The following is a 21,856-nucleotide window of genomic DNA, read 5'->3' as shown; positions in this document are numbered from 1 at the left end:
CATGAATGCGGTTGCTTCCGCGCTTTCCCGATTAGTTGGTGAGGACCTCGTCGAGGAGGGCCTCGGCCTTGTCCTCGTTGGTCTTTTCGGCGAGGGCGAGTTCGCTCACGAGAATCTGCCGCGCCTTGGCGAGCATGCGCTTCTCGCCCGCGGACAGCCCGCGCTCCTTGTCCCGCCGCCAGAGGTCTCGGACGACCTCGGCCACCTTGTTCACGTCGCCGGAGGCGAGCTTCTCGAGGTTCGCCTTGTAGCGCCGCGACCAGTTGGTGGGCTCCTCGGTGTGCGGCGCGCGCAGCACCTCGAAGACCCGCTCCAGGCCCTCCTGGCCCACCACGTCGCGAACGCCGACGTCCTCGGCGTTCGCGGCAGGCACGCGTACCGTAAGATCACCCTTGTCGACCCTCAGGACGAGGTAGGTCTTGTCCTCGCCCTTAATGGTGCGAGTCTCGATCGCCTCAATACGAGCAGCCCCATGATGGGGATAGACAACGGTGTCGCCGACCTTGAAAGTCATGTGACAAGTACCCCTTCCGCTACCACAAGGGTACCACGAATCTGTGACTTAACGTACCTATTCGGTTTACGTCCTCGCAGGTCAGTGCGCATTTTGGGGCTTGACAAAGCGTACCGGAGGTGCTTCCGGACCGCACCGAAACCCCACTCCAGGCGTGTTCCGGACAACCCCTCCCCACCCCTCCCACCGGGGCCTGCCGGGGCCCCCGCGCCCGTCGGCCGGGCCGCCGCGGGCACGCCGAAGGGCGGGGTGGGCACCCCGCCCTCGGCACGGTCGGAATCCGCGGACGTGATCCTCACCACGTCCCGCCGGGGTCAGACCTCGGGCTCGTAGTCCTTCGGCTTCTCACCGGTGACCATGTACACCAGGTTGTCGGCCACGTGCACCGCGTGGTCGCCGAAGCGCTCGTAGAACCGGCCGGCGAGAGTGACGTCCATGGTGGCCTCGACGCCGTGCGACCACCCCGGGTCGAGGATGCGCTTGAGCAGCTTGCGCCGCAGCCGGTCCATGCGGTCGTCGTCGGAGTCGAGTTCGAGGGCGGTCTCGACGTCGCGGTTGCTGACCACCTCACCCGCCTTGATGACGAGGAGTTCGGCCTGGTGGCCCATCTCCAGCACGATCGACCGCAGCTCGGCCGGGATGGCGGAATCGGGGTGGCGGCGGCGGGCGATCTTGGCGATGTGGACCGCGTGGTCGCCCATGCGCTCCAGGTCGCCGGCCATGTGGAGGGACTGGATGATGGTCCGCAGGTCGGTGGCCACCGGCTGCTGGCGGGCCATCAGGTCGAAGGCGCTGACCTCGATCTCCTCGTCGAGCCGGTTGAGCGCGTCGTCGCCGGAGATCACCTCCTGTGCCGCGTTGAGGTCGGCGTCGAGCAGCGCGGTAGTGGCGCGGGCGATCGCGTGGCGGGCCAACCGGGTCATCTCGACCAGGCGATCGCTCAGCGAATCGAGGTCCTCGTGGTAAGTATCGCGCATGGTCCTCATCGTCCCAGGTCGTAGCTGAATCAAACCGGAAGCATCGGTGAATTTCCGCAGAACCTCGGTTGTAACACATGGTCAGGCGGGTAAAGCCGTCCTTCGCCCGCTTACGATCGAGGCGTGCAAGGAGAACTGCTGGCCGCGCTCGCGGGCCTCGTCGGACTCGTGACGGGCGTCGCGGCCGGCCTCGCGTTCCGGATCAGCGAATCCGGACGCGGCCGCCCCCAGGAGCCCGCCCCGACGGCGGAGCTCCCCTCGGGCATCGCCGAGGTCCTGGCCGCCCTCCCCTCCTCCGCCGTGGTCCTCGACCCGGCCGACCGGGTGCTGCGCGCCAGCTCGGCGGCGCGCGCCTACGGCATCGTGCGCGGCGAGGAGCTGGTCATCGGCGACCTGCTGGCGCTGGCGCGGCACGTCCGCCGCGACGGCGTCATCCGCGAGACCGAGATCGAGGTCGCCGTCCGCAAGTTCGGCCCCGACGCCACGTCGTTCGCCGTGCGGGTGGCTCCGCTGGGCGGTACCGGGCTGGTGCTGGTGCTGGCCGAGGACCAGACCGAGCGCCGCCGGGTCGAGGCCGTGCGCCGCGACTTCGTCGCCAACATCAGCCACGAGCTCAAGACGCCCGTCGGCGCGCTGTCGCTGCTCGCCGAGACCGTCGCCGACGCCAGCGACGACCCCGAGGCGGTGCGCCGCTTCACCGGCCGCATGCAGCAGGAGGCGGCCCGGCTGACCAGCGTCATCCAGGACCTCATCACGCTGTCGCGCATCCAGGGCGCCGAGCCCATGGCCGAACCCGACAAGGTGGCCGTGGGCGACGTGGTCGAGGAGGCGCTCGACGCCGTGCGCATGGCGGCGGACGCCAAGGAGATCGAGCTGGTCTCCAGCGGCACCGAGGGCGTCGCCGTCATGGGCGACGAGGGCCTGCTGGTCACCGCCATGCGCAACCTCGTGGCCAACGCCGTGGCCTACAGCCCCGAGCGCACCCGGGTGGCGGTGTCGGTGGAGGTCACGGACAAGGCGGTGGAGATCAGCATCGCCGACCAGGGCATCGGCATCCCGCCGCAGGACCTGGAACGCATCTTCGAGCGGTTCTACCGTGTGGACGCCGCTCGGAGCCGGGCGACCGGAGGCACCGGCCTCGGCCTGGCGATCGTGAAGCACATCATGACCCACCACCGGGGGGAAGTGACCGTGTGGAGCAAGGAGGGCTCGGGGTCGACGTTCACATTGCGTCTGCCCCGGCCGGAGATCCGGGAGCGACCGCGCCCCGGTGAGAACACTGATCGGGAGGCGGCACTGTGACGCGCGTACTCGTCGTCGAGGACGAGGAATCCTACAGCGATGCCCTGTCGTACATGCTGCGCAAGGAGGGGTTCGAGGTCGCCGTGGCGCCGACCGGGACGGTGGCCCTCGAAACCTTCGACCGCACCGGGGCCGACCTCGTGCTGCTCGACCTGATGCTGCCCGGTCTGCCCGGTACCGAGGTCTGCCGGACGCTGCGGCAGAAGTCCAACGTCCCCGTGATCATGCTCACCGCCAAGGACAGCGAGATCGACAAGGTCGTCGGCCTGGAGCTGGGCGCCGACGACTACGTGACCAAGCCCTTCTCCTCCCGCGAGCTGGTCGCCCGCATCCGGGCGGTGCTGCGCCGCCGGGGCGAGGACGAGACCCTGCTGCCCACCGCCCTGGAGGCGGGCCCGGTGCGGATGGACGTCGAGCGCCACGTCGTGACGGTGCGCGGCGACAACATCCAGCTCCCGCTCAAGGAGTTCGAGCTGCTGGAGGTGCTGCTGCGCAACGCCGGCCGGGTGCTGACCCGGATGCAGCTCATCGACCGCGTGTGGGGCGCCGACTACGTGGGCGACACCAAGACGCTCGACGTGCACGTCAAGCGGCTGCGCGCCAAGATCGAGAGCGACCCCGGCAACCCCCAGTACATCGTCACCGTGCGGGGGCTGGGCTACAAGTTCGAGCCCGGCGCCGCCGAGTAGGGCGCGGCCGCCCCGGCCCGGACCCGGCCGGGGCGGCCCTCACACCTCCACGAGGACCGTGAACGGTCCCTCGTTGACCAGTTCGACCGACATCATGGCGCCGAACACGCCGGTCTCGACGTGCGCGCCGAGGGCCCGCAGTTCCGCGACCACGGTGTCGACCAGCGGCTCGGCGACGGGCCCCGGGGCGGCCGCCTGCCAGGTGGGGCGGCGGCCCTTGCGGGCGTCGCCGTAGAGCGTGAACTGGCTGACGACGAGCAGGGGCGCCCCGAGGTCGGCGCAGGACTTCTCGCCGTCGAGCACGCGCAGCCGCCAGACCTTCTCGGCGAGCCGGCGGGCGTGCGCCTCGGTGTCGCCGTGGGTGGCGCCGACGAGCGCGAGCAGGCCGGGGCCGGTGATGGCGCCGACGGTCGTGCCGTCGACGGTCACCGCGGCCCGGGAGACCCGTTGCAGGACCGCCCGCATGGCCGCCCCTCCTTTGCGCTGGTGCGCCCTTGTGTCAGTCGAGGGCGCGGAACTGGCGGGTGTTGGAGATGACGCCGGTCAGCGTCAGCGTGAAGGCGGTGATGGAGTCGGTGAAGTCCTCCAGCCGCCAGTCGTCGGGCCCCACGTACCAGGGCAGGCTGTGCTCGTCGAGTTCGTCGCGGCCGGCCGTGGAGAGGATGGCGGCCCACCGGTCGACGTTGTCGAAGATGATCGCGTAGGGCAGGTACCGGGAGAACAGGTGCACCCGGTGGCCCTGCGGGACGTGCTCGGCGTCGGCGCCGAGCAGGTAGGCGCGGAAGCCGAGGGTGTGGGCGAACACGACGCTGCCCTGCCGGGTCTTGGCGGGCACGTACTGGGCGCCGACGGTGACCGCTGCGCCGGCGATGACGACCGCGAGGCCGGTGAACGCGGCCTGGGTGAACACGGCCAGGACCACGGTGAGCACCACCCCGGCCACGGTGAGGGCGATGCCGGCGCTGGCCCACCGGTTGCGCTCCACGTTGGGGCGGTTGGCGAACCACTTGAGCCGGACCATGTCGCGGTACAGCTCGTCGCGGACCTCGGACAGCCGCGTGGGGAAGTCGCTGCGGCCGAGTTCGGAGAGCTTGACCTGGTGCCAGCTGTGGAAGAGGGCGTCGAGGAGCATCCGCTCGTAGGGCAGCAGTTCGTCGTCGACGGGGCCCGGGCACTTGTCGAGCCGCCAGTCGATGGCGGAGTAGCCGGCGTGCGGGAGTTCGCGGATGGTCAGGTGCCCGCGCACGGCGAGGTCGACCACGGTGGCCGTGATGTCGACCACGTCGGCCTGCTCGTCGATGAGGGTGCCGATCTGGCCGGGGTGGACGCCGTCGGGCGGGCGGAACCGGAGGGCGCCGGGGCCGCCGCCGGGGGTGAGCGGGGCGCTGTCGCCGAAGGTGGCCTGGGTGCGCAGGGCGCGCTCGTCGCGGCCGCGGATGCGGATGAGGGCGATGAGGCCGCCGATGAGCACGGCGAGGACCAGCCCGAACACCGCGGTGGTCGCGGGGGTGATGGCGAAGGCCGAGGTGAGCGACCAGGTGCGGTCGAGGACGGGGTCGCCGGGCGCGGTGCCGGCGGGGTAGCCGACGACGATGCCGAGCCGGTCGCCGACGGCCATGTCGTTCTGCAGGAAGCGGGCGAGCAGCGCCTGGTGGCCGCCCATGTCGGACGACGTGCAGTACAGGGAGCTGCGGGGGGCGCCGGCGGTGCACGACAGCGCCTGCGGGGGCACGCCCGCGTCGACCACGACGGTGGTCTCGGCGACGGGCGCGCTGTAGCCGGCGACGACGTCCCAGTCGAGTTCGACACTGGAGCCGACGGTGTCCATGGCGCCGCGCACCTCGTACTCCAGGAGCACGGTGGTGGCGTCGCCGGGTGTGATGCCGACGTCCAGGGTGGCGCCGTGGTCGGCGGTGGAGGTGGCGACCTCGGCGCCGTCGGGGTCGCGGGCGGTGATCGCGGAGACCTCGTAGACGCGGTCGTGCGCGGTGTCGTAGGGCTCGCGGACGGTGAAGGTGCGGGTGAACGTGTCGGGGGCGCCGCCGCCGAACGTGAGGGTCTCCTGGACGTGCAGGACGCCGCGGTCGTCGAGTTCGATGAGCACCGCGTTGGCGATGCCGTCGTCGCCGCCGTCGCCGGGGAGGGTGGAGTGGGTCTCGGGGGTGGGTGAGGGGTCGGCCGCCGGGACCTGGCCGGTTCCGGCCGCGGCGGGGGCCGCGGAGAGGGCGGCGGACAGCACGACGGCGGCCGCGACGGCGGCGCGGCGCCGGGGAAGTCCAACCCACCACATGGCGTGGAAGCCTATCCGCTCGCCGGTCGTGCCGGTCGTCCGGGCGGGGCCCCGGGCGGGGCGCGCGACCTGCGCGGCCGGGCGGGCGGGAGCGGGCGGGGCGGCGGGCCGGACCCGCCGGGCCGACGAGGGCGTCCCGGACCCGCGCACGTCCCCCCATACCGCCATAATCGTTGAGGTCGGGGCGCCGGGGGCGGCCCGGCGGTACCGACGGAGGAGGTGGTTCGGCGCGATGGCCGAACGCAGGATCGGCGGTGGCGGCGCGCCGGGGCGGCCCCGGGGCCGCGCCCGCTACGCTCCGCCCGCCTACGCGCGGCGGCCGCGGCAGCGGCTCGGCGTGGGCGTCTCGGTGGTGCTGGTGACCGGGCTGGCGGCGCTGGGGCTGTCGGCGTTCCTGGGGTTCTCCGCCCTGTTCGCGCCGCCCGCGCACTCGGGCGCCGTGGCCGCCGCGCCCGAGGCGGTGCCCGCCGCCGCGCCGACCGACGCCGACGCCGGAGCGGGGCCGGAGGTGCTGACCGACAACCCGCTGTACGCCACGGGGGCGATGGCGGAGGTCACCTGTGAGGCGCCGCGGCTCGACCCCGACGACAAGGCGTCGATGGAGCACTTCCTGCACGAGATGACGGACTGCCTCGACGCCGCCTGGGCGGAGCAGTTCTCGGGGACCGGAATGGAGTTCGAGGAGCCCGAGCGGGTGTACTGGTACGCGGCGGGCCGCAGCCCGTGCGGGACCTACCCGACCCCGGGCACGGCGGCGTTCTACTGCCGCGCCAACAAGGGGCTCTACCTGGGCGTGGAGGACATCGTGCGCAACTCCGCCGAATCGCGGCACCCCGAGGCGTACACGTTCCTGCTCAGCCACGAGTACGCCCACCACGTGCAGGGGGAGGCCGGAATCCTGGGGTACTTCCACGGTGCTCGGGGCAGCGAGGCCGACAGCGGCGACCGCGACCGGATGACGCGGCGCAGCGAACTCCAGGCGAACTGCCTGGGCGGCTTGTTCCTGGGGGCGGCGCGGTCGTCCTTCCCGATCGGCGCGGCCGAGGAGGAGCACATCCTGGTGGACGCGGAACTGCGGGGCGACTTCTCGGCCGACGACCGCACCCACGGCTCGCCCGACAACGGGCGGCTGTGGACGGCGCACGGCATGGACCGGGGCGACCCGGCCGCCTGCGACACCTGGTCGGCGCCCCAGGGCGTGGTGGAGTGACGGCGGCCCGGCGCCGGGCCGGATAGGGGATCGGCGGTGAGTCCACGGCTGCTGGGGTCCGCTGCGGGCCCCCCGAGCCCCCCGGGGCGGGGGGTCGACCGCCGCGTGGGCCTGTACGCGGCGCTGGCGGCGCTCGTCCTGGCGCTGGCGGCGGTCACCTGGACGGCGGTCGGGGACGACCCGCCCGGGGGCGGCGCGGCGCCGGAGGCGTCGCCGTCGCCGGGCCCGACGGGCGGCCTGGCCGCCGACGCGCACCGCCCCACGGGCGAGTCCGCGCTGGTCGACAACCCGCTGTACGGGACCGGGCGGCTGGCGCCGCTGCCGTGCCCGGCGCCCGAACTGGACGTGCGCGACCCGTCGTCCATGGAGGTGTTCCTGCACGCGGTCTCCGACTGCCTGGACGACGCGTGGACGACCCAGTTCGAGCGGGCCGGCATCCCGTTCCGCCCGCCGGAGCGGGTGTTCTGGAGCGATCCGGGGCGCTCGCCGTGCCGCGACTACCCGTCGGCGGCCGGGGCGTTCTACTGCCGGGCCGACACCAGCGTCTACATCGGCACCAGCGACGTGGTGGAGAAGTGGAACGGGGCCGAGGACAGCGCCGTGTACGCGTCGCTGCTGGCCCACGAGTACGCCCACCACGTGCAGGGCGAGTCCGGGCTGCTGGAGTACTACCACGAGCAGCGGCGGCTGGAGGCCGACCGCACCGACCAGAACGCGTGGACCCGCCGCAGCGAACTCCAGGCCAACTGCCTGGCCGGGGTGTTCCTGGGGTCGGTCCGGGTGAGCTACCCGCTGGAGGACGGCGACATCGACGCGGTGCTGGCCGACGCGGCGGCGACCGCCGACCGCGAGGGCGGCCCGGAGGACGAGCGCACGCACGGGTCGGCGGACAACAGCACGCGGTGGATGCGCCACGGCCTGGACCGGCAGGAGCCCGGCGCCTGCAACACCTGGGACGTGGAGGACCCGTCGCTCGTGGAGTGACCCCCGCCGGATGGCCGGGACCGGTCGGTCAGCGCCGGACTACGGTCCGTGTCGGCGTGCGACAATGCCGATCATGCCGGACGAGCGCGTGGTCGAACTTCGGGTCCATGGGGTCAGCGGGGGCCAGGCCGAGGAGCTGCTCGACGTCGAACCGGCCATGCGGGTGTCCGGCGACGCCCTGGCCGGCTTCTTCCGGTGGCGGCGGCGCCGCGACACCGAGTGCGTCCCGGGGGTGCCGCGCGAGATCTTCGCCTGGGGCAACCTGACCTCGGGGCGGTCGTCGCGGGCCCTGTGGCTGCTGCTGCTGCCGTTCATGCTGGTCAACATCGCGTACTGGATGCGGCCGGGCCGCCTGGGTCCGCACCGCTCGCCGCTGCTCCGGGCGGCCGACCTGGTCTACGGCGGGGCGGTGCGGCTGCTGGCGCTCAGCCTGACCGCGCTGCTGGTGCTGGCGGCGGCGGGCGTGGGCATGGACCTCGTCGCCTGGCAGTGCGGCGGCTACGGCGCGCGGTGCGCCGAACTCCGCCCCCTGCTGGGGTTCCTGTCGGCGCCGGGGGCGCCGCTGGCCGAACCGGGCCGGGCGCTGGCGGCCGGGGCGCTGCTGCCGCTGGCCGTGGCCGGGGTGCTGTGGCGGCTGTCGCGGCGCACCGGCAGCGTCTACGAGGTCACCCCGCAGACCCACGCGCCCATCCCCGACTCCGCCGCCCCGCTGAGCGACCCGGGGTTCTGGCGCAACAGCGAGACCATGGCGCGGCTGCGGTCGGCGCACATCGGGGTGGCCGCGGGCGCGGTGGCGGCGCTGCTGCTCACCCCCGCTCTGGAGTACGACGGCGCGGGACCGCGCGGCACGGCGGGCGCGGTCCTCGCGGCGGCGCTGGGCGGCACGCTGCTGCTGAGCACGGTCGGCGTGCTGATCCCGGGCACCGACCCCCGGTGGAACCGGTGGGCCGACCGGGGGTGCGCGCTGCTGCGCGACGCCGCCCTGGTGCTGCTGGCGGCGTCGGCGGTGTACGCCGTGTGGCCGCGCCCGGAGTGGAGCGCGGCCGGGCGGCTGCCCGGCTACGCGGCCGGGCTGAACGCGCTGTTCGCCGCGCAGTGCGTGCTGGGCGTGCTGCTGCTGGCCGCCGCCGCGGTGCTGTACCGGGGGGCGCCGGCGCACCGCGACACCGCCGCGCGCGGCATGGCGGGCCCGGTGACGGCGGTCTTCGGGGCGCTGCTGGGCGGGGTGTTCTCGGCCGCGGTGGTGTTCCAGGCGGCGGGCTGGCTGGGCGGCTGCTACTACCCGGGCGCCGAGGACACCGGGTGCCTGCGGCTCCAGCCGCCGAGCGCCTACGCCTGGCTGCAGCTCGCGTTCACGATGGAGGCGGTGATCGCGCTGGTGGTGGCCGGCGCCCTGGCGGCGGTCCTGCGGGCGCGCACCGACCGGCTGACCGGTGCGGTCGCGGCGGCCTACCGGCGCGGCCGCGGGGAGCGCCGCACCCGCGACATCGCCCGCGCGCGGGCGCTGGGCGGCATGACCGAGCTGCTGCCGGCGTGCCTGGTGGCGTTCCTGCTGCCCGCCGTCGCGCTGGTGGGGCTGGTGGCGTACGCGGTGCTGACCGGCCGGCTCACGGCGGGGCCCGCGGGCGACGGGACGGCGTCGGGGCAGGCGGCGCACCCGGCGGCGGTGGCCGGCCGGTCGGTCGACGCCGTGCAGGACGCGGTCACCGCCATGGTGACAGTGGGGTCCTTCCTCGGCGGGCTGTTCCTCGTCGGCCTGATGCTGCTGGGCCGCAGCGCCTACCGCGACCGGCCCACCCGGCAGGGCGTGGGGGTGCTGTGGGACATCGGCACGTTCTGGCCGCGCGTGGCGCACCCGCTGGCGCCGCCGTCCTACGCGGAGCGGGCGGTGCCGCAGCTCGTGGCGCGCATCGCGGGCATGACCGACGACGGCACCGGGGTGGTGCTGTCGGGGCACTCCCAGGGGTCGGTCCTCGCGGCGGCCTCGGTGTGGCAGCTTCCGGCGCGGTGCCGGCCGGCGGTCGCCCTGATCACCCACGGGTCGCCGCTGTACCGCCTCTACGCCCGCTACTTCCCCGCCTACTTCGGGCCGGCGGCGCTGGCCGACGTGCGCGAGCGCGTGGCGGGGTGGCGGAACCTGTGGCGGGCGACGGACGCCATCGGCGGGCCGATCCGGGCCGGCGACGGCACCGTGGGCTACGCCGAGCCGCTGCCCGACCCCGAGTCCTACGGGGTGCGCAAGGGGGAGGCGCTGCCGCCCCCGCCGCTGGGCCACTCGTTCTACACCCACGACCCGGCGTACCACGACGCGGTCGAGGCCGCCGTCGCGCGGCTGCGGCGCGCGGCCGGCGACGGCCCGCACCCCGGGGTGGAGGTGCGGGTGGCGGTCGCCGAGCCGGGGGCCGCGCCCCGGGTGGAGGAGGCCGTCGACGGCCTGCTGGCGGCGTTCGGGCTGGAGGTGGCGGCGCGGCTGCCCGCCGAGCGCGACCCGTGGTTCCGCCGGCTGCACGCGGCGCCGGTGGCGGCCGCCGGGGACGCCGAGGTGGCGGCGCTGCTGGCGGAGATCGCGGTCGCGCTGCGCGACCGGGCCGAGCACCGGCCGGCGGAGGGCCCGCTCGCGGGCCGGTCGGACGCCGCGGCGGAGCTGGTGGCGGCGGTCGAGGCGGCCGGCGACGCGGTGGTGCGGGTGGGGCCGGTGCTGCTGGTGCGGGCGGACGGGGAGGCGGCGGTGCGCCGCCTCGACGGGGCGGAGCAGGCCCGGGTCGACGCGGTGCCGCTGCTGGCGCGGGCCCCGGGCGCGCTGCTGGCGCAGGTGCGCCGGTTCAGCGGGGTGGTGCCGGGGCCGCGCCGCCCGGCGGCCGGCGCCGGGACGGGGGCGGGGCTACCAGCGGCCGTAGGGGCCGTCGGAGCGGCCCGCGCCGCGGACGGCGGGGCGGACGTCGACGATGAAGACCAGGGCGGCGATGAGCGCCAGGAAGGTCAGCATGCCGGAGCCGGAGACGACGGCCAGGAGTGAGATCAGGGTGCCGACACCGAGCAGGATCACCCACAGCTTCTTGGTCTGCTTGTCCATGGCCTCGTAGGCCGGTGCCGGGGTGCGCAGGGCCTCGATCAGCGCGAACAGGGACGTGACGAAGATCGCGATGTAGATGATCTGGTACACGAGCCACATGAACGACATACCGGCCACGGGGACGCTCCGAACCTTGGTGTGACGGACGGTCGGCCGGCGGTGGTGGCCGCCGACGCTCCCAGGGTAAACGGGCGGCCAGCGCGAAACGTGCCCCGCGCGGACCGGATCACATCGGCAGGTGCCAGAGCGCCAGGGTGGTCGACATCAGGGTGAGGGCGGCCAGCAGGACGCCCGCCGCCGCCGGCCGCGACAGCGCCTCGGCCGGGTTGAGCAGCCGCGACACCCGGGTGACCACATCGGGCTGGTCGCCGGCGGTGACGGCCAGCGCGCCCGCCGGGACCGCCGCCGAGCCCTTGGTGCCGAACCGCAGCAGCGCCATGGCCAGCTCCTTGGCGGAGCGCTCGCGGCGCGCCTGGTCGTCGGCGCACATCTCGATGAGCAGGGCGACCGCGCTGTAGTAGGTCTCGACCACGCGCACGCGCGGGAACGCGCGCTTGAGCGACGAGAACGGCAGCAGCACGAGGTCGTGCCGCTGGCGCAGGTGGGCGTGCTCGTGGGCGATGACGGCGGCGAGTTCGCTGCTGTCGAGGACCTCCAGCGCGCCCGCGCTGATGACGACCTGCGAGCGCAGCACGCCCGGCAGGCAGTACGCCGCGGCGGCCGGGTGGTCGAGGATGCGCGCGCCGGGGACCTCGGGGTCGGCCCGGCTGACCAGCTCCAGCAGGTCGTGGTGGCGCCGGCGCACCCGGACCACCTGCACGAAGGAGGCGACCAGGCCGCAGAACAGCACGAGGGTCAGGCCGAACGCGAGGACGACCGCCGCCACCTGGGAGGCCCCGAACGGGGTCCCGGCGAGTTCGGACAGGTAGAGGTCGTGGGAGAGCGCGTCGCCGGCGAGGGCGATCAGCCCGCCGAACACGCCCTGCCCGTAGGGCGCCAGCCCGAAGGCGAGCAGGGCCCCGATCGTGGAGATGCCCCAGGCGAGGCCGAGGGCCTGCCAGGCGATGACGGCGACGTAGGGGCCGCGGACCGGCCACTCGGCCCTGCGGAGCCGCGCCGCCGCGATGCAGCAGCCGACCGCGATCGTCGTGAGCAGAGCGGCACTGACCATACGGCTACGTCCTTGGCTCGTCGATTTCCGCGAGGGCGCGGCGAAGCGCTTCGGCTTCGTTCCCGCTCATCGAACGAACGAAAGCCGCCAGAGCGGCGTCGCGGTCACCGGTCTGGCCGAGGGCGTCGAACATGAGTTCGGAGACGTAGTTCTCCCGGCTGGCGGCCGGGCGGTAGCGCCATGCCCGCCCCTCGCGAGCCCGTGCCACGACCCCCTTCTTGGCGAGTCGATCGAGCACCGTCATGACGGTCGTGTGGGCGAGGTCGCGATCGGCGAGAGCGCGTCCGACCTCACGAACCGTCAGCGGCTCGTTCCGTTGCCACAGTACATCCATCACCGCGCGTTCGAGGTCGCCGAGCCGATTCATGCTTCGAGTCTACTCGCGGTAGTACTACGGCGCGTCGCACCCCCGGGTTAGAGAGTGCTGGCCACGGCGCCGCAGGGGTTCCGGGCCGATGCCGGGCGGATCAGCCCCGGGGGGCCACGAGCAGCGGCTGGGAGACCGTCGCGGCGAGCCCGTCGGCGTCGGCCAGCTCGCCCTCGCACAGCCCGGTGCCGTCGCCGGAGAGGTGGGTGCGGGCGCGGAGGTGCACCCACTCCCCCGCCGGCTCGCGGAGCACGGTGACGGTCAGGCCGGGCGGGACGGACAGCCACTCGGTCGGCGGCAGCCGCAGGCTCACCCCGTTGGCGGAGTCGGCGACGGTGAGCAGCCGCTCGACGCCCGAGGTGGGCCGGCCGGCCACGAGCGGGACGCGCGGCCGCGCCCACACCGCCGGCGGCAGGGGGCCGTCCCCGGCGGGGGCGGTGGGCCGCCACTCGTGGGCGCGGCCGTAGCCGAAGGCGTCCATGAAGGCGCCGAGCCCCTCGGGGGCGCCCGGCGGGGGCAGCGGGGGCGCGGCGGCGTGCGGCGGGGTGGCCGGGCCGCCGGGGCGCACGGCGAGGAGCCAGGCGCGGGCCACGACCACGGGGGTGTCGGCGCAGCGCAACTCGGCCTCGACCAGGCGGATGCGGCGGCCGGGGCGCAGCGTGCGCACGCGGACCTCGCCCTCGGCGAGCGGGATGGGGCCGAGGAAGTCGACCGACACGCGGCCGAGGCGCAGCCCGGGGTCGGCGACGTGGTCGGTGATCGCGGCGGCGAGGAGCGCGGTGGGCGGGCCGCCGTGCTGGGTATCGGGCCCCCAGGGGCTCTGCGCGGCCGCGGTCGGGAGGTAGCGCCCGGGTCCGGCGGTCAGGTAGAAGGCGGCGGGGGGCGGTGGCGATGCCATGACCGCACATTACCGACCGGTAGCGAAGCCGGGGCGGCCGGGGTCGGGAGGCAGGGGCAGGCAGGCAGAGGGCCGGGGGCAGGGGTTGGCCGAGGGCCGGAGGCCGACGGCAGGGGTCCGAGGGCCGGGCACGGCGGCCCAGGAGCAGGAGCAGGAGCAGGAGCAGGAGCAGGAGCAGACGAGAGTAGGAGAGGAGAAGGGCACGGCATGGAGGTACGGCTCGTCCAGGGCGACATCACCCGCCAACACGTCGACGCGGTGGTCAACGCCGCCAACTCGACCCTGCTCGGCGGCGGGGGCGTGGACGGCGCGATCCACCGCCGGGGCGGCCCGGCGATCCTCGCCGCCTGCCGGGAGCTGCGCGCGGGGCACCTCGGCGGCGGGCTGCCCACCGGGCACGCCGTCGCCACGACCGCCGGGGACCTGCCCGCGCGCTGGGTGATCCACACGGTCGGTCCGGTCTACAGCGAGCGGGAGGACCGGACACCGCTGCTCGCCTCCTGCTACACGGAGTCCCTGCGCGTCGCCGGGGGACTGGGCGCCCGCAGTGTCGCGTTCCCGGCGGTGTCCACCGGCGTCTACCGGTGGCCACTGGAGCACGCCGCCCAGGTCGCGGTGCGAGCCGTCCGGGAATCCTCGACTACAGTGGGTGAGGTCCGGTTCGTGCTCTTCGACGCGCAGGCGTTCGCGGCGTTCGAACGCGCCGCCGCCGGGCCCGGCACCAGCCGTCCTGACCTTTAGGAATCCGGTGTTCACCACTCTCTCGCGCAGGACCTCGGTCCTCGTGGCGTCCTCACTCGTCGTGGCGACGGCGGGCCTGCTCGCCACCGCCCAGGGTGAGCCGTCCCCGTCGGCGGCCACAGCGGGCGCCGCCTCCGCCGTCGGCGGCGCCGGCGCGCCCGCCGCGCAGCGCGCCGGCGGGGCGGGCGTCGAGGCCCGGCCGGGCGAGGTCGCGGTGTGCGACGAGGCCGGGACCGACGAGATCGTCCACGTGCCCGACCCCGGCGCCCCCGACCCCGGCCGCCCCATCTGGGTGCGCCGCCCGCCGGGCGCCGACCGCGCCGACCTGCCGGTGCTCTACCTGCTGCACGGGTCCACGACCACGCACCTCACGCTCAAGGACGCCGACATCGGCCGGCTCATGGACGAGCAGATGTGCCGCAGCGGGGTGGAGTTCGTCATCGCGGCCCCGTGGGGGCAGGAGGTCGGCGGCACCGACACCGAGTGGGGCGACGCCGCCGACGGCGATTTCGCCATCGAGACCTTCGTCACGGAGAAGGCGGTCGAGGCGGTCGAGGGCGAGCACCGGCGGCCGCGGTCGCTGCGCGCGCTCGGCGGGTTCTCCATGGGCGGCTACGGAGCGGCGGCGCTCCCGCTGCGCCACCCGGAGCTGTACTCGCAGGCCGTGAGCTGGGCGGGGTACTTCAAGGTGGACGACCCCAGCGGGACGTTCGGCGACGACCCCGACCCGCACGCGCCCGACCAGCTCCTCGACGACCCCGAGGTGCGCGACATCCGGTTCCTGCTCATCGAGGGGCGCGACGACCACACCCCGCTGCAGACGGGCAGCATCCACGGCGAGGCCGGGCGGTTCGCCGCCCTGCTGCGCGAGCGCGACATGACGGTCGAGACCCACTTCCCCGAAGGCGGACACGACTTCGGCGCCTGGCGCCCCACCTTCCCGGAGTCCGTCGACTTCCTCACCGAAGGCTGGACCGGCGCCGCCGCCGACTGACCCGGCCACCGACACCCCGCCCTCGCCCGATGCGCGGACCACCGACGGCCCGGCATAACCCCGCCCGACAGGCGGACCACCGGCGGCCCGGCCGTGAGCGCCCAGACCCCCGAAAAGGCGGCCGCGACTTCGACGCACAGCGGCCCACCTCTCCGGAATCCGACGACTTCCCCACCGAGGGCTCGACCGGCGCGGCCACCGACACCCCGCCCCCACCTGATGCGCGGACCACCGACGGCCCGGCGCGGCCTCGCCCGATGTGCGGACCGCCGGTGCCTTTCACCGACCCCACCACCAACGGCCCGGTCGAGAGCGCCCAGGCCTCCGAAAGGGCGGCCGCGACTTCGACGCACAGCGGCCAACCGTCCCGGAGTCCGTCGACTTCCTCAACAAGGACTGGACCGGCGCAGCCGCCGACTGACGGCCCCCCCGACGCCCCGTCCTCACCCGATGGGGGACCGCCGGTCGCCCGGCCCGCCCGGCAGCGCGGCCACCGGCCGTCGGCCATCCGGTCGGCCGCGAGCCGCGCCGGGCGGGTGACGGGCAGGCACCGCTCGGCGGGGGCGGCGCGGGGCTCACCCACCCACCACCGACGGGGCCGTGTGGCATCGGTCTCGCTTCGGGGCGCCGGCGCGGTCGGCGGCCCCGGCGGTGCAGGGGGCGGCGGATCGCTGCTGCCCCGATTCGCCACCCCGCCCGCACCCCGGCGCCTACACCGCGTCCATTATGGGAACACCGTGCGCTGCCGCCGCTGTTGTCCCGGATGGTGCCGGGCCGGGTGAGCGGTCGCGCGGACGCGCACCGGGAAGGGGACGACGCAGTGGTGGCCAGCGGAACCGCGCCCTCGATGGGCAATGGGGGCGGCGCCCCGCCCCGCCGGATCGCCTCCATCAGCCTGCACACCTCACCGCTGGACCAGCCGGGCACCGGCGACGCCGGCGGGCTGAACGTCTACGCCGTCGAGGTCGCCACGCGCCTGGCGGCGCGCGGGGTCGCCTCCGACGTGTTCACCCGCGCCACCCGCCCCGACCAGCCGCCCGTTGTGGAGCTGGCGCCCGGGGTGACCGTCCGGCACATCCCGGCCGGGCCGTTCGGCGCCCTCGACAAGCACGCCCTCGCCCGGTACCTGTGCCCGTTCGTCTTCGGCGTGCTGCAGACCGAGGCGCGCAACGACGCCGGCCACTACGACCTCGTCCACGGGCACTACTGGCTCTCGGGGCGCGCCGGCCTGGCCGCCGCCCAGCGCTGGGGCGTCCCGCTCGTGCAGTCGATGCACACCCTGGCGCGGGTGAAGAACGCCGCGCTCGCCCAGGGCGACACCCCCGAACCCGAGGCGCGGGTGCGCGGCGAGGACCACCTCGTCGCGCACGCCGACCACCTCGTCGCCAACACCCCCGTGGAGGCCGGGCAGCTCCGCGAGCACTACGGCGCCGACCCGGGCCGGGTGAGCACGGTGCCGCCCGGGGTCGACCTCGACGTGTTCGCGCCGGGGCCGCGCCGGGCCGCGCTGCGCCGCATCGGGCTGCCGGAGGACGCCGAGCTGCTGCTGTTCGTCGGCCGCGTGCAGCGCCTCAAGGCGCCCGACGTGCTGGTGCGCGCGGCGGCGGAGCTGCTGGAGCGCGACCCGTCGCTGCGGCGCCGGCTCGTGGTGGCCATCGTCGGCGGCCTGTCGGGGGCCGACCTGGCCGAGCCGCGCCGACTGACCGAACTCGCCCACTCGCTGGGGGTGGCCGACGTGGTGCGCATGGAGCCGCCGCGCTCGCGGCGTGACCTCGCCGACGTGTACCGGGCGGCGACCGCCACCGTGGTCCCCTCGTACTCGGAGTCGTTCGGCCTGGTGGCCGTGGAGTCGGCGGCGTGCGGCACCCCGGTGGTGGCCGCCCGGGTCGGCGGCCTGCCCACGGCCGTGCGCGACGGCGTGTCCGGAGTGCTCGTGGACGGCCACGACCCGGCCGACTACGCGCGGGTGCTGCACCGGATGATCGCCGAACCCGCGTGGCGCGACACCCTGGGGGCGGCGGCCGTCGGCCACGCGGCCGGGCTGAGCTGGGACGCCACCGTGGACGGCCTGCTGGACGTCTACCGTGGGACGCTCACCGGGACGCCCCTGCAACTGGCCGCGTGCCAGTGAGTAACGGGCGCCCGCAACCGCTGGAAGGGGTCACGCACATGTCGGACAGCGCGCACGCCGACGCCACCGCCGCGATCGAGGCCGCCGTCGCCGAGGCCGGGGTGGAGGTCGAGCGGCCCCGCCCCGGGGCGTTCCTCGTCACCCTGCCGGGGCGGCGCAAGCTCAAGACGCTGGTCTGGCTGGAGGTGGGCGGGCACAGCCTGCTGGTGACGACGTTCTTCTGCCGTCGGCCCGACGAGAACCACGCCGACTTCTACCGGTGGCTGATGCAGCGCAACCAGTCCATGTACGGGCTGGCGTTCTGCGCCGACGAGGTCGGCGACGTCTACCTGACGGGCCGGCTGCCGCTGGGCGGGGTCACCCCCGAGGAGGTCGACCGGCTGCTGGGGTGCGCGCTCAGCTACTCGGACGACAACTTCAACGCGGCGCTGGAGCGCGGGTTCGCGTCGTCGATCCGCCGCGAGTGGGCGTGGCGCGAGCGCTCCGGGCACAGCCTGCGCAACCTGGAGGCGTTCCGCCACCTGGTGGAGGACGCCGACCGCGCCCCCGCCGACTCCGCATGACCGGCACCGCGACCGTGAGGGAGCGGGGCCGCGAGGGAGCGGGGTTCCATCTGACCCCGCCTGACCGGGAGACACGAGCGGGCGCCCCACCGGGGCCCGGCGCTCCCCCTGGCCCCGCCTGACCGGGAGCACGGGCGGGGCGATCAGGGCTCGATGCTCTCGCCGCCCCGAACGGTACGGTCGCCCGCCCGTCGACCCCCGGCGGGTGCGGTGGTGTCGGCCCAGCGGCCGCCGGGGGTCGACGGCGACGCAGGGCGACGCGGACGCCGCCGCCGAGCGCAGGCCACCGCCGAGCCGCAGATCGCTGCCGGGCAGCAGGCCGCCAGAGGACGTCCGGCGGCCGCACCCGCGACCCTCCCCGGCCGACCGGACCTCGCCCACCTGATTGGAATAGACCACTGCCCGCCCCGCCTCCCGGCGGCGAACGCGACTCGCTAGGCTGACCCCCATGGGGACACTGGTTCTACTGCGACACGGCGAGAGCGTCTGGAACGCCGAGGGTCTGTTCACCGGCTGGGTCGACGTCGACCTCTCCGCGACCGGCGAGAACGAGGCGCGCAGGGGCGGTGAGCTGCTGAAGGGCGCCGACCTGCGACCCGACATCGTGCACACCTCGGTGCTGCGGCGCGCCATCCGCACCGCGAACATCGCGCTCGACGCGGCCGACCTGCACTGGCTGCCGGTGCACCGCTCCTGGCGGCTCAACGAGCGCCACTACGGGGCGCTGCAGGGCAAGAACAAGGCGCAGACGCGCGAGGAGTACGGCGAAGAGCAGTTCATGGTGTGGCGCCGCTCCTACGACACCCCGCCGCCGCCCATCGCCGACGGCGACCCCTACTCCCAGGCGGGCGACCGGCGCTACGCCGACCTGCCCCCGGAGCTGCTGCCGCGCACCGAGTGCCTGGCCGACGTCGTGCACCGCATGCTGCCGTACTGGTACGACTCCATCGTCCCCGACCTCGCCGCGGGCCGCACGGTCCTGGTCGCCGCGCACGGCAACTCGCTGCGCGCCTTGGTCAAGCACCTCGACGGCATCGACGACCAGACCATCGCCGGCCTGAACATCCCCACCGGCATCCCGCTGGTCTACGAGCTCAACGACGACTTCACCCCCCGCAAGTCCGGCGGCGAGTACCTCGACCCGGAGGCCGCCAAGGCCGCCATCGAGGCCGTCAAGAACCAGGGCAAGAAGTAGTCCGACCCCGTGTGCCCCCGGTCCGCGCTCGGCGCGGGGCGGGGGCTTTTCGGCGCCCTGGGGACGTGGGGCGATCGTGGTCAGTAGACGAGGGCCTGGGTGCCCGGGGTGGTGGCCTCTTCGACGAAGGTGGGGGCGCCGGCGATGCGGGCGCCCTTGATGAGGTCGGCCTCGGTGAGGTCGCGGCGGGCGGCGCACTGGGTGCAGACCGTCACGCGGCCGGCGGCCAGGATCGCGTCGAGGAGGTCGTTCAGCGGGGCCGCGTGCGGGAGGGAGAACTCGGCCGCCCGGCCCGGGACGGCGAGCCAGCTCGCCTCGCCGGTCAGCCAGAGGGAGACGTCCACCCCGCTCGCCACCGCCGCCGCCGCGACCGTGAACGCCTGGTTGCAGCGCTCCGGGTCGTCCGCACCGGCCGTGGCCTTGATCACCAACGCGCGACTCATGGGGGCCAGCGTAGCGGCGCCCGGGGATCGGAGGAACCGCGGTGTCCCGTCGTGCGGGTGGGAGGCCGTCGGGCGCCAATCAGGGCAGGAGGCGGGCGCGGCGGCGCAGTGGACGGCCGGGCGCGGGTCGGGCAAGGGCGTGGGCGGTGGTGCGGCCGGTCGGCCAGTGCGACCGCGATCCGGGGGGGTCTGGTGGCGATCCGGGCCGGCCGGGCAGCCAAGGGCCGACTTGGCAGGCCGAGGCAAGTCGGCCAGGCGGCCGGGGGGTCAGGCGGCGGTGAGGAGGAGGGTGACGCCGGTGCAGGCGGTGGCGAGGGCGCCTGCGCCGAGGAGGACGGCGTCGACCGCGCGGGGGGCCGGGCGGGCGGGTTCGGCGGCCGGGCCGCGCTCGATCCGCAGGCGGCCGTCCGGCGGGGCGGTCAGCACCGGGTGGCCGTCGCGGAGTTCGACCACGCCGTGCACGGTGATCGGCTCGCCCGCGCGCAGCACCCACTCGCGGTACTCGAACTCGATGGTCTCGCCGCGGAACAGCCCCGAGATGCGCCCCTTGACCCGCGCCAGCAGGTCGTCGGCCTGGGCCGGGACGCCCGGTTGGGGGCGCCCCACGACCCGCTGGAGGACCATGTCGACGCCCGAGAGCGCGGCGTCCTCCGGGGCGATCAGAACGGGGGTGCCCTTGGCGGGCGCACCCTCTCCGATGATCCCGAACGGTTCGTCGGACGCGTAGTCGGCGATGGAGTCGCAGGCGCGCTCGCGCGTGCGCTCGCCGGAGGCGGGCGCGGCGTCCGCCAGCGACCAGTAGTGCCGGTTCACCTCGTGCCCGTGCCAGACGCACTCGGCGCGGGCCAGCCGGGACTCGATCGCGCCATCGGGGCCGGGCACGGCGACGCCCGACACCCGGACCTCCCGCCCGGCGAGGGCGGCCAGCGCGCGCGGCCGCACAGCGGACAGCGCGGTGTGGGAGGACCACCGGCGCAGCGCCCGGAAGGCCAGGGGCGCCAGGACCGCCGCGCCGAGGAGCAGGGCAATCCCGATCACCAGCATGTCAGCCCGCCTTTTCTCGTGTGGCCCGTCGACGCCCGCCGCACCGGGGGTCGCGGGGTTGGCATCCTCTTTACCAGGTTCCGCGGCGGCTCCGGCCGGACGGCCGGGCGCGCGGGGTCCCGACCTCGCCGTCGTCCCCGCGGGAGTGAACACCGTCATACCTGATCGGAACGACCGCCCCGTGAATAACAGATTGATGACGCGGCGGCCCGGAGGAACGGGGGATGTCGACCGGAGGCCGGGGCGGGCGGCCGCGCGCCGCACCGCCCGGGATGGACGCGGCACCGCCGGTCCACCGCTACTCTCGGACATTATGCAGCCTGAGGTGCACCCCGATCTCGCCAAGATGTCGTTCCTCGTGGGTCGCTGGGAGGGGGTCGGCGTCGCCGGCTACTCCGACCTGGAGGAGTTCCAGTTCGGCCAGGAGGTCGAGTTCACGCATGCGGGCGGCCCCGTGCTGGCCTACCGCAGCCGCGTCTGGCGGCTCACCGCCGACGGCGGACTCGGCGAGCCCTGGACCTCCGAGTCCGGCTACTGGCGGGCGCGCCCCGCCGACCCCGACGCCGACCCGGCCGCTCCCCCGGTGCACACCGAGGTGCTGATCTCGCACCCCGAGGGCTACACCGAGGTCTACGTCGGAACGGTGTTCGCGTCGCGGATCGAGCTGTCGACCGACGCGGTCCTGCGCACCGAGACCGGCGACCAGGTGGCCGCCGGCCACCGGCTCTACGGGCTGATCGGCGACGACCGCGCGACCCTCGGCTACGCGTGGGACATGGCGGCGCGCGGGCAGGACCTGCGGTCGTTCATGTCGGCCCAGCTCAAGCGCGTCGACGGCTGAGCACGCCGGCCGGCCGTCCTCCCCGCGATGACGCGCGGACGCGCGAAGCGGGCCACGCGTCCCGGCCCCGATTCCCGCGCAGGGGGACCCGGCGACTCACCCCGGGCGGCGCACCTGGCCGCTCGCCTCGGGGCGGATCGCGTGCCTCTGTGGCCGAGCACACCGGCCGACCGTGCTGCCCCGGTGATGACCCACGGGCGCGCGTGGCGGGGCATGCGGCCCCGCACTGGATTCCGCACCCCGAGCGGCCCAGCCCGGCCGCGCGTCCGGGCGGCGTGGCCGACGTGGGGGCGGGGCGGTGGGCTTCGGGCCCGTCCGGTGGGGTGATGGCGGGCGGGCGGTTCCATCTCCGGGCCTTAGGGGGCCGGGCCGAGGGTGGGAACGCGAACGGGGCGCCGGCCGGACCCCGCTGGTGTGGCGGGGGCGGGC

20 protein-coding genes and 1 pseudogene are annotated in these 21,856 nt (G+C 75.1%); 11 read left to right on the top strand and 10 right to left on the bottom strand.

Features of this window, described 5'->3' with window-relative positions:
• Nucleotides 1-31: 31 nt before the first annotated feature.
• On the bottom strand, nt 32-514 hold the full coding sequence (locus tag NT8_RS10995) for a CarD family transcriptional regulator (protein WP_067967254.1): 483 nt from the start codon (nt 512-514) through the stop codon (nt 32-34).
• A gap of 314 nt (nt 515-828) precedes the next feature.
• Nucleotides 829-1,491, bottom strand: coding sequence for a phosphate signaling complex protein PhoU (phoU, locus tag NT8_RS10990; RefSeq protein ID WP_067967251.1), 663 nt, complete (start codon nt 1,489-1,491; stop codon nt 829-831).
• 123 nt (nt 1,492-1,614) lie between these two features.
• On the opposite strand from phoU, the gene NT8_RS10985 reads away from it, so the two are divergent.
• Nucleotides 1,615-2,793, top strand: coding sequence for a sensor histidine kinase (locus NT8_RS10985; protein WP_067967249.1), 1,179 nt, complete (start codon nt 1,615-1,617; stop codon nt 2,791-2,793).
• Nucleotides 2,790-3,482: a response regulator transcription factor gene (locus NT8_RS10980; RefSeq protein ID WP_067967247.1), complete on the top strand. Its 693-nt coding sequence runs from the start codon at nt 2,790-2,792 to the stop codon at nt 3,480-3,482. The genes NT8_RS10985 and NT8_RS10980 overlap by 4 nt, the downstream gene beginning before the upstream one ends.
• A 39-nt stretch (nt 3,483-3,521) precedes the next feature.
• Here NT8_RS10980 and dtd read toward each other — a convergent pair whose 3' ends face one another.
• Together dtd and NT8_RS10970 are read right to left on the bottom strand one after the other, a co-directional pair.
• Entirely contained in the window at nt 3,522-3,947 is a 426-nt protein-coding gene (dtd, locus tag NT8_RS10975; protein ID WP_067967244.1) for a D-aminoacyl-tRNA deacylase, read from the bottom strand.
• 34 nt (nt 3,948-3,981) lie between these two features.
• Nucleotides 3,982-5,772, bottom strand: coding sequence for a DUF2207 domain-containing protein (locus tag NT8_RS10970; RefSeq protein WP_067967286.1), 1,791 nt, complete (start codon nt 5,770-5,772; stop codon nt 3,982-3,984).
• Nucleotides 5,773-6,004: 232 nt separating this feature from the next.
• On the opposite strand from NT8_RS10970, the gene NT8_RS10965 reads away from it, so the two are divergent.
• From NT8_RS10965 to NT8_RS30790, 3 genes and pseudogenes are all read left to right on the top strand, one after another.
• On the top strand, nt 6,005-6,982 hold the full coding sequence (locus NT8_RS10965; RefSeq protein ID WP_067967282.1) for a neutral zinc metallopeptidase: 978 nt from the start codon (nt 6,005-6,007) through the stop codon (nt 6,980-6,982).
• 51 nt (nt 6,983-7,033) lie between these two features.
• Entirely contained in the window at nt 7,034-7,966 is a 933-nt protein-coding gene (locus NT8_RS10960; RefSeq protein WP_394326574.1) for a neutral zinc metallopeptidase, read from the top strand.
• Nucleotides 7,967-8,039: 73 nt separating this feature from the next.
• Nucleotides 8,040-10,325: pseudogene (locus NT8_RS30790) on the top strand (hypothetical protein); the annotation flags it as partial.
• A gap of 522 nt (nt 10,326-10,847) precedes the next feature.
• Here NT8_RS30790 and NT8_RS28515 read toward each other — a convergent pair.
• The 4 genes from NT8_RS28515 to NT8_RS10940 all read right to left on the bottom strand — a co-directional run bounded on the left by NT8_RS28515 (nt 10,848) and on the right by NT8_RS10940 (nt 13,475).
• A complete protein-coding gene (locus NT8_RS28515) occupies nt 10,848-11,147 on the bottom strand; it encodes a DUF2516 family protein (RefSeq protein WP_084468829.1) in 300 nt (99 codons plus the stop codon).
• Between the two features lie 118 nt (nt 11,148-11,265).
• Nucleotides 11,266-12,210: a M56 family metallopeptidase gene (locus NT8_RS10950; RefSeq protein WP_067967228.1), complete on the bottom strand. Its 945-nt coding sequence runs from the start codon at nt 12,208-12,210 to the stop codon at nt 11,266-11,268.
• A 4-nt stretch (nt 12,211-12,214) separates the two neighbouring features.
• Nucleotides 12,215-12,577 (bottom strand): BlaI/MecI/CopY family transcriptional regulator, encoded by a 363-nt coding sequence (locus NT8_RS10945; protein ID WP_084468828.1) that lies wholly within the window; start codon nt 12,575-12,577, stop codon nt 12,215-12,217.
• A 100-nt stretch (nt 12,578-12,677) separates the two neighbouring features.
• The gene (locus tag NT8_RS10940) at nt 12,678-13,475 is read right to left on the bottom strand and encodes a thioesterase family protein (protein WP_067967226.1); all 798 of its coding nucleotides are present in this window, start codon (nt 13,473-13,475) and stop codon (nt 12,678-12,680) included.
• 207 nt (nt 13,476-13,682) lie between these two features.
• On the opposite strand from NT8_RS10940, the gene NT8_RS10935 reads away from it, so the two are divergent.
• The 5 genes from NT8_RS10935 to NT8_RS10915 all read left to right on the top strand — a co-directional run bounded on the left by NT8_RS10935 (nt 13,683) and on the right by NT8_RS10915 (nt 19,099).
• Nucleotides 13,683-14,216 (top strand): O-acetyl-ADP-ribose deacetylase, encoded by a 534-nt coding sequence (locus NT8_RS10935; protein WP_067967223.1) that lies wholly within the window; start codon nt 13,683-13,685, stop codon nt 14,214-14,216.
• A 7-nt stretch (nt 14,217-14,223) separates the two neighbouring features.
• The gene (locus NT8_RS10930) at nt 14,224-15,210 is read left to right on the top strand and encodes an alpha/beta hydrolase-fold protein (protein ID WP_067967221.1); all 987 of its coding nucleotides are present in this window, start codon (nt 14,224-14,226) and stop codon (nt 15,208-15,210) included.
• An 847-nt stretch (nt 15,211-16,057) separates the two neighbouring features.
• Nucleotides 16,058-17,341 (top strand): D-inositol-3-phosphate glycosyltransferase, encoded by a 1,284-nt coding sequence (gene mshA, locus NT8_RS10925; RefSeq protein ID WP_067967219.1) that lies wholly within the window; start codon nt 16,058-16,060, stop codon nt 17,339-17,341.
• A gap of 38 nt (nt 17,342-17,379) precedes the next feature.
• The gene (locus NT8_RS10920; protein ID WP_067967217.1) at nt 17,380-17,904 is read left to right on the top strand and encodes a type III secretion system chaperone family protein; all 525 of its coding nucleotides are present in this window, start codon (nt 17,380-17,382) and stop codon (nt 17,902-17,904) included.
• Between the two features lie 448 nt (nt 17,905-18,352).
• A complete protein-coding gene (locus tag NT8_RS10915; RefSeq protein WP_067967214.1) occupies nt 18,353-19,099 on the top strand; it encodes a phosphoglyceromutase in 747 nt (248 codons plus the stop codon).
• Between the two features lie 80 nt (nt 19,100-19,179).
• Here NT8_RS10915 and NT8_RS10910 read toward each other — a convergent pair whose 3' ends face one another.
• On the bottom strand, nt 19,180-19,542 hold the full coding sequence (locus NT8_RS10910) for a DsrE family protein (RefSeq protein WP_067967211.1): 363 nt from the start codon (nt 19,540-19,542) through the stop codon (nt 19,180-19,182).
• Nucleotides 19,543-19,809: 267 nt separating this feature from the next.
• Nucleotides 19,810-20,586 carry a GIDE domain-containing protein gene (locus tag NT8_RS10905; protein ID WP_067967209.1) on the bottom strand — a complete coding sequence of 259 codons (777 nt, stop codon included), beginning with the start codon at nt 20,584-20,586 and terminating at the stop codon, nt 19,810-19,812.
• Nucleotides 20,587-20,899: 313 nt separating this feature from the next.
• On the opposite strand from NT8_RS10905, the gene NT8_RS10900 reads away from it, so the two are divergent.
• Nucleotides 20,900-21,427, top strand: a complete 528-nt coding sequence (locus NT8_RS10900) for a nitrobindin family protein (RefSeq protein ID WP_067967206.1) — start codon at nt 20,900-20,902, stop codon at nt 21,425-21,427.
• Nucleotides 21,428-21,856 lie beyond the last annotated feature (429 nt).

Origin of the sequence: Nocardiopsis trehalosi NBRC 14201, assembly GCF_001552555.1 — a bacterium.
Lineage (GTDB): Bacteria > Actinomycetota > Actinomycetes > Streptosporangiales > Streptosporangiaceae > Nocardiopsis_B > Nocardiopsis_B trehalosi.
The sequence above is the reverse complement of the archived record's forward strand: the minus strand, read 5'-3'. Positions and strand labels throughout refer to the sequence as shown.

Excerpts from the sequence above, each read along its gene's own strand:
- NT8_RS10995 (WP_067967254.1), bottom strand. The coding sequence starts at position 514 with ATGACTTTCAAGGTCGGCGACACCGTTGTCTATCCCCATCATGGGGCT.
- phoU (WP_067967251.1), bottom strand. The coding sequence starts at position 1,491 with ATGCGCGATACTTACCACGAGGACCTCGATTCGCTGAGCGATCGCCTG.
- dtd (WP_067967244.1), bottom strand. The coding sequence starts at position 3,947 with ATGCGGGCGGTCCTGCAACGGGTCTCCCGGGCCGCGGTGACCGTCGAC.
- NT8_RS10970 (WP_067967286.1), bottom strand. The coding sequence starts at position 5,772 with ATGTGGTGGGTTGGACTTCCCCGGCGCCGCGCCGCCGTCGCGGCCGCC.
- NT8_RS10965 (WP_067967282.1), top strand. The coding sequence starts at position 6,005 with ATGGCCGAACGCAGGATCGGCGGTGGCGGCGCGCCGGGGCGGCCCCGG.
- NT8_RS28515 (WP_084468829.1), bottom strand. The coding sequence starts at position 11,147 with ATGTCGTTCATGTGGCTCGTGTACCAGATCATCTACATCGCGATCTTC.
- NT8_RS10950 (WP_067967228.1), bottom strand. The coding sequence starts at position 12,210 with ATGGTCAGTGCCGCTCTGCTCACGACGATCGCGGTCGGCTGCTGCATC.
- NT8_RS10945 (WP_084468828.1), bottom strand. The coding sequence starts at position 12,577 with ATGAATCGGCTCGGCGACCTCGAACGCGCGGTGATGGATGTACTGTGG.
- NT8_RS10940 (WP_067967226.1), bottom strand. The coding sequence starts at position 13,475 with ATGGCATCGCCACCGCCCCCCGCCGCCTTCTACCTGACCGCCGGACCC.
- NT8_RS10935 (WP_067967223.1), top strand. The coding sequence starts at position 13,683 with ATGGAGGTACGGCTCGTCCAGGGCGACATCACCCGCCAACACGTCGAC.
- mshA (WP_067967219.1), top strand. The coding sequence starts at position 16,058 with ATGGGCAATGGGGGCGGCGCCCCGCCCCGCCGGATCGCCTCCATCAGC.
- NT8_RS10920 (WP_067967217.1), top strand. The coding sequence starts at position 17,380 with ATGTCGGACAGCGCGCACGCCGACGCCACCGCCGCGATCGAGGCCGCC.
- NT8_RS10915 (WP_067967214.1), top strand. The coding sequence starts at position 18,353 with ATGGGGACACTGGTTCTACTGCGACACGGCGAGAGCGTCTGGAACGCC.
- NT8_RS10910 (WP_067967211.1), bottom strand. The coding sequence starts at position 19,542 with ATGAGTCGCGCGTTGGTGATCAAGGCCACGGCCGGTGCGGACGACCCG.
- NT8_RS10905 (WP_067967209.1), bottom strand. The coding sequence starts at position 20,586 with ATGCTGGTGATCGGGATTGCCCTGCTCCTCGGCGCGGCGGTCCTGGCG.
- NT8_RS10900 (WP_067967206.1), top strand. The coding sequence starts at position 20,900 with ATGCAGCCTGAGGTGCACCCCGATCTCGCCAAGATGTCGTTCCTCGTG.